This window comes from Pseudomonas spirodelae (genome assembly GCF_034653255.1).
Classification (GTDB): domain Bacteria; phylum Pseudomonadota; class Gammaproteobacteria; order Pseudomonadales; family Pseudomonadaceae; genus Aquipseudomonas; species Aquipseudomonas spirodelae.
On sequence record NZ_JAYEET010000026.1, the window covers coordinates 1 to 13,245 of the forward strand.

Annotated in this window: 10 protein-coding genes and 1 pseudogene; 5 read left to right on the top strand and 6 right to left on the bottom strand. The window is 60.4% G+C overall.

Annotation, left to right across the window (positions count from 1 at the left end; all coding sequences use genetic code 11):
• From SOP97_RS08530 to SOP97_RS08545, 4 genes and pseudogenes are all read left to right on the top strand, one after another.
• A pseudogene (locus SOP97_RS08530) lies at positions 1 to 224 on the top strand (group II intron reverse transcriptase/maturase); the annotation flags it as partial.
• A gap of 216 nt (positions 225 to 440) precedes the next feature.
• Positions 441 to 1,247 carry an SDR family oxidoreductase gene (locus SOP97_RS08535; protein WP_322948927.1) on the top strand — a complete coding sequence of 269 codons (807 nt, stop codon included), beginning with the start codon at positions 441 to 443 and terminating at the stop codon, positions 1,245 to 1,247.
• A 120-nt stretch (positions 1,248 to 1,367) separates the two neighbouring features.
• Positions 1,368 to 2,531 (top strand): MFS transporter, encoded by a 1,164-nt coding sequence (locus tag SOP97_RS08540; protein WP_322948928.1) that lies wholly within the window; start codon positions 1,368 to 1,370, stop codon positions 2,529 to 2,531.
• Positions 2,532 to 2,640: 109 nt separating this feature from the next.
• Positions 2,641 to 3,069 carry a hypothetical protein gene (locus SOP97_RS08545; RefSeq protein ID WP_322948929.1) on the top strand — a complete coding sequence of 143 codons (429 nt, stop codon included), beginning with the start codon at positions 2,641 to 2,643 and terminating at the stop codon, positions 3,067 to 3,069.
• A gap of 18 nt (positions 3,070 to 3,087) precedes the next feature.
• Here the strand turns inward: SOP97_RS08545 and SOP97_RS08550 are convergent, their stop codons facing one another.
• The 5 genes from SOP97_RS08550 to SOP97_RS08570 form a co-directional block, all read right to left on the bottom strand.
• Positions 3,088 to 3,327 carry a YheU family protein gene (locus tag SOP97_RS08550; RefSeq protein ID WP_274088666.1) on the bottom strand — a complete coding sequence of 80 codons (240 nt, stop codon included), beginning with the start codon at positions 3,325 to 3,327 and terminating at the stop codon, positions 3,088 to 3,090.
• 68 nt (positions 3,328 to 3,395) lie between these two features.
• Positions 3,396 to 6,149 (bottom strand): hybrid sensor histidine kinase/response regulator, encoded by a 2,754-nt coding sequence (locus SOP97_RS08555; RefSeq protein WP_322948930.1) that lies wholly within the window; start codon positions 6,147 to 6,149, stop codon positions 3,396 to 3,398.
• A 79-nt stretch (positions 6,150 to 6,228) separates the two neighbouring features.
• Positions 6,229 to 7,419: an osmoprotectant NAGGN system M42 family peptidase gene (locus SOP97_RS08560; RefSeq protein ID WP_322948931.1), complete on the bottom strand. Its 1,191-nt coding sequence runs from the start codon at positions 7,417 to 7,419 to the stop codon at positions 6,229 to 6,231.
• A gap of 111 nt (positions 7,420 to 7,530) precedes the next feature.
• Positions 7,531 to 9,267, bottom strand: coding sequence for an N-acetylglutaminylglutamine synthetase (ngg, locus tag SOP97_RS08565; RefSeq protein WP_322948932.1), 1,737 nt, complete (start codon positions 9,265 to 9,267; stop codon positions 7,531 to 7,533).
• Between the two features lie 74 nt (positions 9,268 to 9,341).
• The gene (locus SOP97_RS08570; RefSeq protein WP_274088662.1) at positions 9,342 to 11,111 is read right to left on the bottom strand and encodes an N-acetylglutaminylglutamine amidotransferase; all 1,770 of its coding nucleotides are present in this window, start codon (positions 11,109 to 11,111) and stop codon (positions 9,342 to 9,344) included.
• Positions 11,112 to 11,223: 112 nt separating this feature from the next.
• On the opposite strand from SOP97_RS08570, the gene SOP97_RS08575 reads away from it, so the two are divergent.
• Positions 11,224 to 11,697 carry a MarR family winged helix-turn-helix transcriptional regulator gene (locus tag SOP97_RS08575; protein ID WP_322948933.1) on the top strand — a complete coding sequence of 158 codons (474 nt, stop codon included), beginning with the start codon at positions 11,224 to 11,226 and terminating at the stop codon, positions 11,695 to 11,697.
• 39 nt (positions 11,698 to 11,736) lie between these two features.
• Here SOP97_RS08575 and dacB read toward each other — a convergent pair whose 3' ends face one another.
• A complete protein-coding gene (dacB, locus tag SOP97_RS08580) occupies positions 11,737 to 13,185 on the bottom strand; it encodes a D-alanyl-D-alanine carboxypeptidase/D-alanyl-D-alanine endopeptidase (protein ID WP_322948934.1) in 1,449 nt (482 codons plus the stop codon).
• Positions 13,186 to 13,245 lie beyond the last annotated feature (60 nt).

Consider the following 13,245-nt stretch of genomic DNA (forward strand, 5'->3'; position numbering starts at 1 on the left):
GTGTCATCTGGCGGCAATGGAAGCAGCCCTCTACGAGGGCGCGCAACCTGATGCGCCTGGGATTGAGCGAGGAGCGTGCCTGCAAGTCGGCCTTCAATGGCCGAGGCCCGTGGTGGAACTCAGGAGCGCCGCATATGAATCAGGCGCTGCCGAAGAAGCTATGGGACAGACTTGGACTGGTCTCGATACTGGATACGATCAATCGGCTTAACCGCATGGCCTGAACCGCCGTGTACGGAACCGTACGCACGGTGGTGTGGGAGGACGGCGGCCGTGAGGCCGCCTCCTACCCGATCGTGCAACTTTTTCGCCTTGGTTATCAGGTGACGTCCGTGAGTTGAGCTTAGGCCGCCTTATTCAGAGAAATGATGGTGTGCAGGTTGGATAATTTCACCGGCTACACTGGTGCCATCAACCACAGCAGCAAAGGCAGCTTTCCTATGCAAAATCGCATGATGATCACCGGCGCAGGTTCGGGTTTGGGGCGTGAGATTGCCCTGCGTTGGGCGCGTGAAGGCTGGCAGTTGGCGCTGTCGGATGTTAACGAGCCGGGTCTGACAGAAACCCTGCAGATGGTGCGCGATGCCGGCGGTGATGGATTCACCCAACGCTGTGATGTACGTGACTACAGTCAGTTGATCGCGTTTGCTCAGGCCTGTGAGGAAAAGCTCGGCGGTATTGATGTGATCGTCAATAACGCTGGGGTTGCCTCGGGTGGCTTCTTCAGTGAATTGTCATTGGAGGATTGGGATTGGCAGATCGCGATCAACTTGATGGGCGTGGTTAAGGGCTGCAAAGCGTTCCTGCCGCTGCTGGAAAAAAGCAAAGGTAAGATCGTCAATATCGCCTCCATGGCCGCGTTGATGCAGGGCCCCGCGATGAGCAACTACAACGTGGCCAAAGCGGGTGTTGTGGCGCTGTCGGAAAGCCTGTTGATTGAACTGAAGCTGCACGAAATTGCTGTGCATGTGGTCTGCCCATCGTTCTTCCAGACCAACCTGTTGGATTCCTTCCGCGGTCCTACGCCGGCGATGAAGGTGCAAGTTGGCAAGTTGCTGGAGAGCTCGCCGATCAGTGCGGCGGATATTGCTGATTACATTTATCAAGAGATTGGCAAAGGCGAGTTTATGATTCTGCCCCATGAGCAGGGCCGCATGGCTTGGGCCTTGAAGCAGAAAAACCCGCAGTTGCTGTACAACGAAATGACCATCATGGCCGATAAGATGCGTGCGCCACGCAGCAAGTGAGCCGATGTGGTTTTGTTGATTTAACGGTCAACATAATACTGCTTAGGGCTTGTCTGCTATGAGCTCGCGTTCTAAGGTTTGCGGTCATGCCGGCATGGCCGCGAAACTGATGGATGTTCTGTGAAACCTTTCCCCCGGGCCATGCTGTTGCTGGCCCTCGTTCTGGCTGCAATCAACTTACGCCCCGGCATTACCTCTCTGGCCCCGCTGATCGAGCGGATTGCCACTGAGCTGGCCTTGAGTCGCAGCCTGATCAGCCTGACCACCGCGCTCCCCGTGTTGTGTATGGGCCTGCTGGCGCCTTTCGCGCCACGCTTGGCGCTGCGTCTCGGTCTGGAACATACCATTGCTCTGTGTATGGCGCTGATTGCGTTGGCGTTGCTGCTACGCGTGATGGCCCATGCTAGTGTGATTTTGATTGGCAGTGCGGTGCTGTTGGGCGCTGCTATTGCGGTCGCCGGGCCGTTGCTTTCGGGCTTTATCAAACGCCATTTTGCCGGGCGCATGGGCAGTGTGGTGGGCTGGTATTCGCTGAGCATGGCGATTGGCGGGGCCGGTGGTGCGGTGCTGACGGTGCCGGCTACGCAGTGGTTGGGCGATGACTGGACCCGTGGTCTGGCATTTTGGGCGTTACCGGCGTTAGTCGGGTTGTTGTTGTGGCTGTGCCTGCCCAATCGCGTTGAGGCTGACACCGGAGCAGCGGAGGGCTTGCCTTGGGGGCAGCCACGTGCCTGGCTAGTCAGTGCGTTTTTCGCCCTTCAGGCCGGGTTGTTTTACGCCCTGGCTACATGGGCGGTGGCGCGGTATCACGAAGCCGGGCTGAGTCTAATCCACAGTAATAGCCTGTTCAGTGTGTCGATGCTGATGGGGTTGCCCAGCTCGTTCTTGTTGCCCTGGTTGGCGCAACGCTTCCAGAATCGCTATGCCTTGTTGATGGGCTGTGGCTTGTTGTCGTCGATCAGCCTGATGATGATCACCTTTCAGCCCACCGTGCTGCCCGAGTTGTGGGCGGTCACTGTTGGTTTCGGTCTGGGCGGCTCCTTTGCGCTGTCATTGGTATTGCCACTGTACGAGGCGGCTTCGCCCATGGCGGTTAGCCGCTGGACTGCAATGATGCTCTGCATGGGTTACAGCCTGGCCTGTCTGACGCCAGTATTAACGGGGTTGGCGCGGGATCTGGCCGGTAACTATCAGCTGCCGTTTATGGTGCTGACAGCGCTGGCGCTGGTGATGACCGTGCTGGCTTGGGTGATGGGCCGTGGGCGCGCAGGTACGCCTAACTGAGTTCAGTTAGGCGCGGTTTTCAAGGCAATAATGCTTATTTAGCCTCCGTTCCTTCCTTGGCTTTTGCGGCTGTGATAGAAGGCACCCCTTGATTTGCTGGAGTGCCCGCGTGGAGTCCGAATCCATCGTTTATGGTTGTATCCAAGACTGTCCGTCGGACAGTCCGGCGGAAAGCCGTTTGCGCCGTGAAATCAATCGGCAGGTACTGGCCGACCTGCCAGTGGGCGATGCCTGGAGTTTGCTTGGCCGAGAGATGTTCGCTTTTAGCGAGCTGCCGGGTGATGGCGTGTATCAGACTCAGGTGATCCACTTTGGCGCCAGCTACCGTACGGTGGAGTACGAGTGGAGCCTGTGGATCAAGCAGTTCGAAGCCCTGCTCAAGCGCCTGTACTGGGCCAGCGCAGTGGTGCACCTGGAAACCGAGTTGAACGGTACGCACACGTTTCGCTGGGAGTCGGACAACGGTTTTCACAGCCCGCAGGAAGGTGAGTTGCGCGTGCGCTGTGCGTGGGAACGTGAGGGTGGTTTGCGCGGCTAACCCAAGGGTTTAACGCAACTATTGCTCCAGCGCATCCAACCATTCTTTCGGTACGTCGCGTTTCAGCGCCAGTTGGCATTGTTGGCTTTCTGCATCAAAAACAATCACCGCCTGGCCTTTGCTCAGCGCGTGGCGTACGCGTTCAATACGCGTGTGCAGCGGTGTTTCGTCGCCGTTGTCGGTGCCGTCGCGGGTGACGAAATCTTCGATCAGGCGGGTCAGGGTGTCAGCTTCGAGCAGGTGATAGGGGATCAGCACGGTATGGCCTCCAGAGCGCAGCGGCGATGCTAACGCGCACAGGGCTGGCTGACCATGTTTGCTTCAGGCTATTGGCTGGCTGGAACGGTTGGCTGCAGGTAGGTTTCCAAGGTGCTGTAGAGCTTGCTGCTGTCCAGCGGCTTACCCAGGAAGTCATTCATTCCGGACTCGGCGCCATGCTGGCGGTGTTCTTCGAGGATGTGTGCGGTGAGCGCGATGATCGGCACCGCTGGTAAGTTGCATTTTCGCTCCAGGCGGCGGATCTGCCGGGTAGCTTCGAAGCCATCCATTTCTGGCATTTCGCAGTCCATCAGGATCAGTTGTGTGGCACTCGGGTCTCGCTGGTACTCATTGAGGGCAGCCAAGCCGTTGGCCACCACGCGCACGTTATAACCGCGCTTCTTCAAGAAGCCCTGTACCACTAACTGGTTAACTGGGTTGTCTTCAGCTACCAGGATGCACGGTGTGCAGGTGGAATCGCAGCGTGGTGTGATGGGTAGCGTGATTTCGCTTATGCGGGGTTCTTCGTACAGTTCCAGTAGCGCAGCGCGTAAGGCGTTAATGGCTAGCGGCTGCGTTAGGCCATATAGGCGTAGGCCCGGGGCGTAGGGTAGTTGCTGCTTCTGATCTGGCGCGCAGAGCAGCAGGACGCGCTGGCCTGGCTTTAGCAGCGGCTGAAGAGAGTCCAGCCAGTGCTGGCTACTTCCAGGCCAGGGTGACATCAGTACCAGCAACGGAGGGGCCGCAAAATCCTCCAGGTAGCCGAGCAGGTTTTCGGGATTTTGGCAGCGCTCGGTGCGCATACCCCAGCGCCCAAGCAGGCGGCTTAGCGCATCCAGGCCAAGGCCGTCGAGGGAGGTTAGCAGTGCTGTGCGCCCCTTGAGCAGTTCGTGCAGTGGGTCAATGGTGGGTATGTCATCGGGTAGCGGAATATCGAAGGCGAAGCGGGTGCCTTGACCTGGCGTACTCTGCACTTCGATACGTCCGCCCATCATCTCCACCAACTCTTTACTAATGGCCAGGCCCAGGCCGCTGCCGCCGTAACGGCGGGTGGTGCTGGAGTCACCCTGGGCAAATGACTCGAACAACTGGGTCAATGCCTGGTCAGTGATGCCGATGCCGCTATCACTGATGGCGAACACCAGGTGTGGGTTGCCTTGGGAGTCATTGCGTAGGCAAACATTCAGTGCCACGTGGCCTTCGGCGGTAAATTTCAGGGCATTGCTGAGCAGGTTCATCAGCACTTGCTTGAGGCGGGTTGGGTCGCCATTGAGACGACGCGGCACGCCATTTTCCAGGCTTACATAGAGACGTAGACGCTTATCCAGCGCCTGTCCGGTAAACAGGCTCAGGGTGTCGGAAATCAGGTCTTCCAGGTCGAACTCGATATGTTCCAGGCTGAGTTTTCCGGATTCGATGCGCGCGTAATCGAGGATGTCGTTGATCACGGCCATCAGTGAGCTGCCGGAGCTGGCGATGGTGTCGACATAGAACCGCTGACTGCGGTCTAGCGAGGTTTCCTTGAGCAGTTGCAGCATGCCCAATACGCCATTAAGCGGGGTGCGGATCTCGTGGCTCATTTTGGCCAGGAAGCGGCTTTTGGCCTGGTTTTCGATTTCGGCTTGCTCGGCAGCGCGGCGTGATTGAAAGCCTTCCTCCTTGAGCATATTGATACGGTCTGCCAAACCGATGGACAGGGTAATCAGCTCAATGGTGACGCCGATCTTAACCACCGTCGCGCCATACAAACCAAACAGTTCGACACCCAGCGAACCCGTGGTGGCGATGATGAACGAGGCCAGCAAGATGCTCCAGGCGAGGATGTAATAAGAACCGTAGCGCAGCCCCTGGCGCCACACATACGCACCGCAGAGCAGCAGCACCAGCGACACCGCCAGTACGGTCAGGCTGGCCAGGATGTTCCAGGCTTGCAGGCCAATCAACGGCACCGACACCAGGCAGCCGCCCACCAGCAACATAAACAGACGCAGGCCGAGGTCTAGGCGCGGAAAGTATTGTGCGGTGTGCAGGAAGTGGCGGCTGAACTGGGTGGCCGTCAGGCAGTGGATGTACATGAGGATGTAGATGCTCACCGACTGCAGGCCGACATGCTCGGGTAACAGCTTGAACAGCATGCCGTCGAAGCTGGCGGCAAACAGGCCAATATTCAGGTTGTACACCAGGTACCAGAAATAGGCCGACTCGCGCAGCGAGATAAACAGAAAGAGGTTGTAGCAGAACATCGCAAACAGCACGCCGTAGAAGGCACCACTGATGCCCATGAGGTTTTCCTGGGCGGCGGCACTGGCTTGGTAGGTGCTGAAGAGCAGCGGAATAAAGATCGTACTGGTGGTTTCAACGCGCAGCAGCAGGGTGCTTTCGCCGGGTGCCAGTTCTAGTGGAAACCAAAAGTTACGTACCTGCACCGGGCGCTGGGAGAAGGCATAGCGGTCACCGCTTTCCTGCATGTACCGCTGGCCATCGGGGGCTATCAAAAAGATCTGCAGGTGATCGAGCAGCGGGTAGTTGACTTCCAAGTAGCCGGGCAGGTTTTGCGCCAGCCGATTATCCAGTCGTACCTTGAACCACCAGGCCGAAGCATTTTTACCGAGGTTGGCGTGCGGGCCCTTTACCGCGGTAAAGTTTTCGTCGGCCAGGGCACTGACCTGCTCGATGCTCAGATCGCCCTTGGGGTCTTCCATATAGGCCATGGATGGCCCCAGTGACAGGCGTAGGTCGTTACTGTCTAGCACTGCAGGCAGCAGTGCCCATGCCGGCCCACAGAGCCAGAAGAGCACCACCGCCAGCCATATACGAGGCATCCACTGTCCTCATTATTATTATCGGGGCCTGCTTTGGCTCCGTTCCGTGCCATCACTTTGCCCGTATGCGCGCTGCCCTTCAAGTCTCCTGATCACGAGTGCGCCAGAGGCTGTCGACAGTCGGCAAACGGGTGTCACTTTCCATCTGCGCATCGTGTTCCAGTTGGTGGCTGAAGCGCTCCAGCGAACCCTGCGCCGGCTGGGCATCGCTGGCAAATACCGGCGGGCTGAGCAGGTAGGCGGCGAGTAGGCGGCTGAGTGCCTTGAGGCTGTCGATATGCGTGCGCTCGTAGCCATGCGTGGCGTCGCAGCCAAAGGCCAGTAGGGCGGTACGGATATCGTGGCCAGCGGTCACCGCTGATTGCGCATCGCTGTGGTAGTAACGGAACAGATCGCGGCGCACCGGCACCTCGTTTTCTTCGGCCAGGCGCAGTAATTGCCGCGACAGGTGATAGTCATACGGTCCGCCGGAATCCTGCATCGCCACGCTGACGGTGTGCTCGCTGGACTGCTGGCCCGGCGCGACCGGCGCGATATCGATACCAACAAACTCGCTGACATCCCAGGGTAGCGCTGCGGCGGCTCCGGAGCCGACTTCCTCGGTGATGGTGAACAATGGATGACAGTCGATTTCCGGCTCGATGCCACTTTCTTTAATGGCCTTGAGGGCGGTGAGCAGGGCGGCGACGCCGGCTTTGTCATCCAGGTGGCGGGCGCTGATATGGCCGCTTTCGGTGAACTCCGGCAGCGGGTCGAAGGCGACGAAATCACCCACCGAGATGCCCAGCGACTCGCAGTCGGCACGGGTGCTGCAGTAAGCGTCCAGGCGCAACTCGACATGGTCCCAACTGATCGGCAGTTGGTCCACGGCGGTGTTGAAGGCGTGCCCCGAGGCCATCAGCGGTAGCACGCTGCCGCGAATTACGCCGTGATCGGTAAATACGCTGACGCGGCTGCCCTCGGCAAAGCGGCTGGACCAACAGCCGACCGCCGCCAAGCCCAGGCGGCCGTTGTCCTGCAGTTCGCGGACGATCGCGCCAATGGTGTCGAGGTGCGCCGAGACCGCGCGGTCCGGGCTGCTTTGCTTGCCTTTGAGTGTGCCGCGAATGGTGCCGCGCCTGGTCATCTCGAAAGGGATACCGATCTCTTCTAAGCGCTCGACGACGTAGCGCACGATGGTGTCGGTAAAGCCGGTGGGGCTGGGAATGGCGAGCATTTCCAGTAATACCTTTTGTAGGTAATCGAGGTCGGGTTCAGGGAGCTGTTGCATACAAGGTCTCCTTGCGGAAATTGTCTGGGCGGCCAGGCCTGCGTAATTCTTGGCGCAACCGGGCGAGTCTTGACCCGGATTGCGCCGTGTTTCGCGGTTCTAATGGGGGGGTTAACCCACCTGGCTGAGGGGGAATAACAGGTCGATAAAGCGCTCGGCGGTGGGCTGTGGCTGATGATTGGCCAGGCCGGCGCGCTCGTTGGCCTCGATAAACACGTAGTCGGGTTGATCGGCGGCCGGCACCAGCAGGTCGAGCCCCACCACGGGGATGTCCAGTGCGCGTGCTGCTCGTACCGCTGCATCGGCCAGCACCGGATGAAGAATCGGGGTGACGTCCTCCAGGCTACCGCCGGTATGCAGATTGGCGGTCTTGCGCACGGCCAGGCGCTGGCCCGCCGGTAGCACGCTGTCGTAATCGACCCCGGCGGCATGCAGGGTGCGCAGGGTTTCGGCATCCTTGGGGATGCGGCTTTCGCCTTCGGTGGCGGCTTGTCGGCGGCGGCTTTGCGCGTCGATCAGCGCGCCGATGCTGTGCTGGCCATCGCCGACCACTTCGGCCGGACGGCGAATGGCGGCTGCCACCACAGCAAAGCCGATCACCAGAATGCGCAGGTCGCAGCCTGGGTGAAAGCTTTCCAACAGCACACGGCTGTCGAAGGTGCTGGCGCGCTCAATCGCATCCTGCACGTCCAGTGGCGTGCGTAGATCTACTGCAACGCCCTGGCCCTGCTCACCATCTACCGGTTTGACCACCACACTGCCGTGTTCGGCGAGGAACGCGGCGTTCTCTTCGGCGTTACCGGCCAGGCGTTGGGCTGGCAGGTGCAGCCCCGCCTGGGCCAGGGCACGGTGAGTCAGGCGTTTGTCCTGGCAGAGGGTCATGCTGACGGCGCTGGTCAGGTCGGTCAGTGATTCGCGGCAGCGAATGCGCCGGCCGCCGTGGCTCAGGGTAAACAAACCCGCATCGGCGTCGTCCACCTGCACGTCGATACCGCGGCGCAGGGCTTCATCGACAATGATCCGGGCGTAGGGATTCATCGGCGTATGCGGGCCAGGGCCGATAAATAACGCTTCGTTGATGCCGTTTTTGCGCTTGATGCTGAAGGTCTGCAACTCGCGAAAGCCCAGCTTGGCGTAAAGCCCTTTGGCCTGGTCGTTGTCGTGCAGCACGGACAGGTCCAGGTGGCTCAGGCCGCGGCTCATAAAGTGTTCGACCAGGTGGCGCACCAGTACCTCACCGACACCGGGCCGGCTGCAGCGTGGGTCGACTGCCAGGCACCAGAGGCTGCTGCCGTTGTCCGGATCTTGGTAGGCCTTGTGGTGATTGAGGCCCATCACGCTGCCGATCACGGCGCCGCTGTCTTCATCTTCGGCCAGCCAGTACACCGGCCCACCCAGATGGCGCGGGGTGAGTTTTGCCGGGTCGATTGGCAGCATGCCGCGCAATTGGTACAGGGTGTTGATTGCCTGCCAGTCGTTGGCATTTTGCGCGCGGCGAATGCGAAAGCCGCGAAAGCGCCGGCGAGCCTGGCGGTAGTCGCTAAACCAGAGGCGCAGGGTATCCGAGGGATCAAGAAATAACTGTTGCTGAGCCTGCGCCAGAACCTGGTGGGGAGCGGCGACATACAGGGCGATATCGCGCTCGCCAGGCTGCTCGGTCAGCAAGTCGCCGGCTAGGGCGGCGGCGTCCGGGTAGGTGTGGCCGATCAGCAGGCGGCCCCAGCCACAGTGCACGGCTTTTGGTTGGCCCATCTCGCTGTCGGGTTCTTCGGCGAAACGCGCCTGCAGGCGTTCGTAAGACGGTGTCTGACCGCGGAGCAGGCGTTGGTTAAAGGCAGTGGCACGCATTGGAAGGCATCCTTTGCTGGCTGCGCACCCCGGCACCGGCCGGGGTATTCAGGGAAACGGGCAAATGAGCAGCCTTACAGGCCGTGCTCATTCAGCCAGAGGTTGAGCGCGGCCATCTGCCACAACTTGGAGCCGCGCAGCGGGGTCAGCTGGCCGTGCGGGTCCGTCAGCAACCGGTCGAGCATGGCGGGGTTAAACAGCCCGCGATCCTGGCTGGGGTCCAGCAGCAGGTCGCGCACCCAACCGAGGGTGGCGCCCTCCAGATGCTTGAGGCCCGGTACCGGAAAGTAGCCTTTAGGCCGGTCGATGACCTCGCTGGGGATCACCTGGCGCGCGGCTTCCTTGAGTACGTGTTTGCCGCCATCGGGCAGCTTGAAGCGTCCCGGAATCCGCGCGGACAGCTCGGCCAGGCGGTAGTCGAGGAACGGGGTGCGGGCTTCCAGGCCCCAGGCCATGGTCATGTTGTCGACGCGTTTGACCGGGTCATCGACCAGCATCACCGTGCTGTCGAGGCGCAGCGCTTTATCCACCGCAGCGATTGCGCCGGGTTGGGCGAAGTGTTCGCGAACGAAGTCGCCCGCCGCATCACCGGTTAGCCAGGCCGGCTGCACGCAGGCGGCGTATTCGTCGTAGTCGCGGTCGAAGAAGGCGGCGCGGTAAGCGGCAAACGCATCCTCAGCTTGATCCACCTGCGGGTACCAGTGGTAGCCGGCGAACAGTTCATCGGCACCCTGGCCGCTTTGCACCACCTTGCAGTGCTTGGCCACTTCACGCGACAGCAAGTAGAAGGCGATGCAGTCGTGACTGACCATCGGCTCGCTCATGGCGCGGAAAGCGGCGGGCAGCTGGTCGAGAATCTTGTGCTCACCGATGCGCAGCTGATGGTGTTGAGTATTGAAGCGTTCGGCGATCAGGTCGGAATACTGGAATTCGTCGCCGCGCTCACCACCGGCATCCTGAAAACCGATGGAGAAGGTCGAGAGGTTTTCCACCCCAGCCTCACGCAGCAGGCCGACCAGCATGCTTGAATCAACCCCGCCCGACAGCAGCACGCCGACATCCACAGCGGCGCGTTGACGAATCGACACCGCTTCACGCATGCCGTCGAGCACGCACTCTTTCCACTCGTCCAAGCCAAAGCTGATTTCATCACGCTGCGGGCCGAACGTTAGGTTCCACCAGGTGTGCTGCTCGCAGTTACCTTCGGCGTCGATGCGCATCCAGGTGGCGGGCGGCAGCTTCTCTACGCCTGCGAGCAGGGTGCGCGGCGCAGGCACTACGGCGTGGAAGTTCAGGTAATGGTTGAGCGCGATGGGGTCGAGAGTTTTGCCGATATCACCACCGGCCATCAGTGCCGGTAGGCTGGAGGCGAAACGCAGGCGCTGGCTGGTGCGCGACAAATACAGCGGCTTTACCCCGAGACGGTCGCGGGCAATAAACAGTTGTTGGGTGTCGCGCTCCCAGATGGCAAAGGCGAACATGCCATTGAGCTTGGGCAGCAGGTCTGTGCCCCAGGCGTGATAGCCCTTGAGCAGCACCTCGGTGTCACCGCCGGAGAAGAAGCGATAGCCCAGCGCTTTCAGCTCATCACGCAGTTCCGGGTAGTTGTAGATGGCGCCGTTGAAGACCATGGACAGGCCCAGATCGCTGTCGATCATCGGTTGGCCTGAGGCTTCGGCGAGATCCATGATCTTCAGCCGACGATGGCCAAGGGCAAGCGGTCCTTGGCTGTGGAAGCCGTGCGCGTCGGGGCCGCGCGGGGCTAGGTGATGGGTGATCCGCTCGACTGCAGCCAGGTCGGCTGGTCGTTGATCAAAGCGTAGTTCTCCAGCTATTCCGCACATAGTTTTCCTTACCGGTATTGCCGTTGGGGAGTGGTTTGGCTCAGCAAACCTTTTACACCAAAACAAAATAATGCTTTGATGTCAAAGTTTTATATCGAATTAAAAGGCGTATATGTCGGATAAAAAGGTTTCTACTGAAATAGATTTGTCATCTACTTCTGCGTTTGAATTACCCCTTTTTCAGGCGCTGCGGCGCTTGCAGCAGGCGGGTGAAGTGCACGCCAAGCGCCTCAGCCGTTTTGGTGGGCTGACGCCAATGCAACTGATGATTTTGCAGGTCTTGGCAGGCGAGAAACGCCTGACGGCCAGCGACCTCAGTGGCCGCGTCAGCCTGACGGCGGCAACCCTGTCGGGCATGCTCGATCGGTTGGAGGAGCGCGGGTTGTTACAGCGTCAACGTGATGATCAAGACCGGCGCAAGCAATGGCTGCTGCTCAGCGAGCCCGGCCGGGCGTTGCTGCAACAAGCGCCGAGCTTGTTGCCGCCGGAGTTCGTCGAGCGGTTTGCCGGGCTGCAGGAATGGGAGCGCCACAGCCTGACCGCCGCGCTGTTACGTGCGGCGCAGCTGTGTGAGGAGATGGAATAGCGACGCCGCGCGCAACAGGTGCGCGCGGCCTTGAACGGCTCAGCGTTTGGCGCTGGTCTTGGGCTGCTTATAAAGATCCAGCAGCACCTGGTCGAGTATCGACGAAGCGCCCCACGGCCGTGGGTCGTTGAGAATCGCCACCACCGCCCAGCTGTTGCCGTTGCTGTCGCGGCTAAAGCCCGCGATGGCGCGCACGTTGTTCAGCGTACCGGTCTTGATTCGCGCCTCGCCCACCAATGGCGTGCGGTGCAGGCGTTTGCGCATGGTGCCGTCCATCGCCACCAGTGGCAGCGAGGCCATAAACTCGGCCGCATAAGGGCTCTTCCAGGCGGCCTGTAGCAGGGTGGCCATTTCCCGCGCGCTGACCCGCTCGGCGCGAGAAAGCCCGGAGCCATTCTCCATTACCAAGTGCGGCGCGGTAATGCCTTTGCGCGCCAGCCAGCTGCGAATCACCCGCTGTGCCGCCTTGCTGTCGTCTTGGTCGGCGGCGTTGCGGAACTGTGCGCCCAGGCTGAGGAACAGTTGCCGGGCCATGGTGTTGTTACTGTACTTGTTGATGTCGCGGATGATCTCGGTCAGGTCCGGTGAGTAAGCGCGGGCCAGTAGGCGGGCTTTGGCTGGCACCTCAGCGAGGCGGTCCTTGCCCATGATGCTGCCACCCAGCTCTTGCCAGATGGCGCGGATCGCGCCGGCGGCGTAGCTCGGGTGGTCGAGCAACGACAAGTAGGTTTGCGAGCTACAGCCCTCGGCCAGCTTGCCGCTGACAATCACCGTGGTGCCGTCGAACTCGGTCACGGGGTTGTAGCGCACATCCGGCCAGCCTGGGCATTTGGCGGCGGGCAGGGCTTTGACCTGGTTGTCGATACGGATATCGGCAATGGGCGGCTCGGCGGCGATATGCACCTTGCCGCCTTCGGTGCGGGCGATAAAGCGCAGCGCTTTGAGGTTGACCAGCAGTGAGTCGGGCGTCACCAGGAAGGGCTTGTATGCGTCGCCGCCGTCGTCATTAAAGCTGGGCAGCTGCGGTTGCACGAAGTGGCTGCGGTCGAGCACCAGGTCACCGTTAACCTGATGCACGCCGTTGGCACGCAGGTCGCGCAGCAGCAGCCAGAGCTTTTCCATGTTGAGCTTGGGGTCACCGCCGCCCTTGAGGTAAAGGTTGCCGTTGAGCACGCCATTTTTCAGTTGGCCGTCGGTGAAGAATTCGGTTTTCCATTGGTGAGTTGGGCCGAGCAGTTCGAGCGCCGCGTAGGTGGTCACCAGCTTCATGGTCGAGGCTGGGTTAACGGAAATATCGGCATTGAAAAAACTGCTGCTGCCGGGACCATTGAGCGGGATGGTCACTACGGACAGGGATTGGCTGCTGATTTTGTTAACTTTTAACGATTGTTGAACCTTGTTTGATAAACCGTTGTTGGCGGCTGCAAGCGGAAAACAAATAGGCAGTAGCAGGCCGGCGATGGCCAGGCGACGCAGGGTTTTGATCATGGGCGGCGACCCTCCAGCTGAGGGAAAAGATGACGCGAGAGATGTAAAGAGGTCCCATCG

Excerpts from the sequence above, each read along its gene's own strand:
- dacB (WP_322948934.1), bottom strand. The coding sequence starts at position 13,185 with ATGATCAAAACCCTGCGTCGCCTGGCCATCGCCGGCCTGCTACTGCCT.
- SOP97_RS08570 (WP_274088662.1), bottom strand. The coding sequence starts at position 11,111 with ATGTGCGGAATAGCTGGAGAACTACGCTTTGATCAACGACCAGCCGAC.
- SOP97_RS08575 (WP_322948933.1), top strand. The coding sequence starts at position 11,224 with ATGTCGGATAAAAAGGTTTCTACTGAAATAGATTTGTCATCTACTTCT.
- SOP97_RS08560 (WP_322948931.1), bottom strand. The coding sequence starts at position 7,419 with ATGCAACAGCTCCCTGAACCCGACCTCGATTACCTACAAAAGGTATTA.
- SOP97_RS08535 (WP_322948927.1), top strand. The coding sequence starts at position 441 with ATGCAAAATCGCATGATGATCACCGGCGCAGGTTCGGGTTTGGGGCGT.
- ngg (WP_322948932.1), bottom strand. The coding sequence starts at position 9,267 with ATGCGTGCCACTGCCTTTAACCAACGCCTGCTCCGCGGTCAGACACCG.
- SOP97_RS08555 (WP_322948930.1), bottom strand. The coding sequence starts at position 6,149 with ATGCCTCGTATATGGCTGGCGGTGGTGCTCTTCTGGCTCTGTGGGCCG.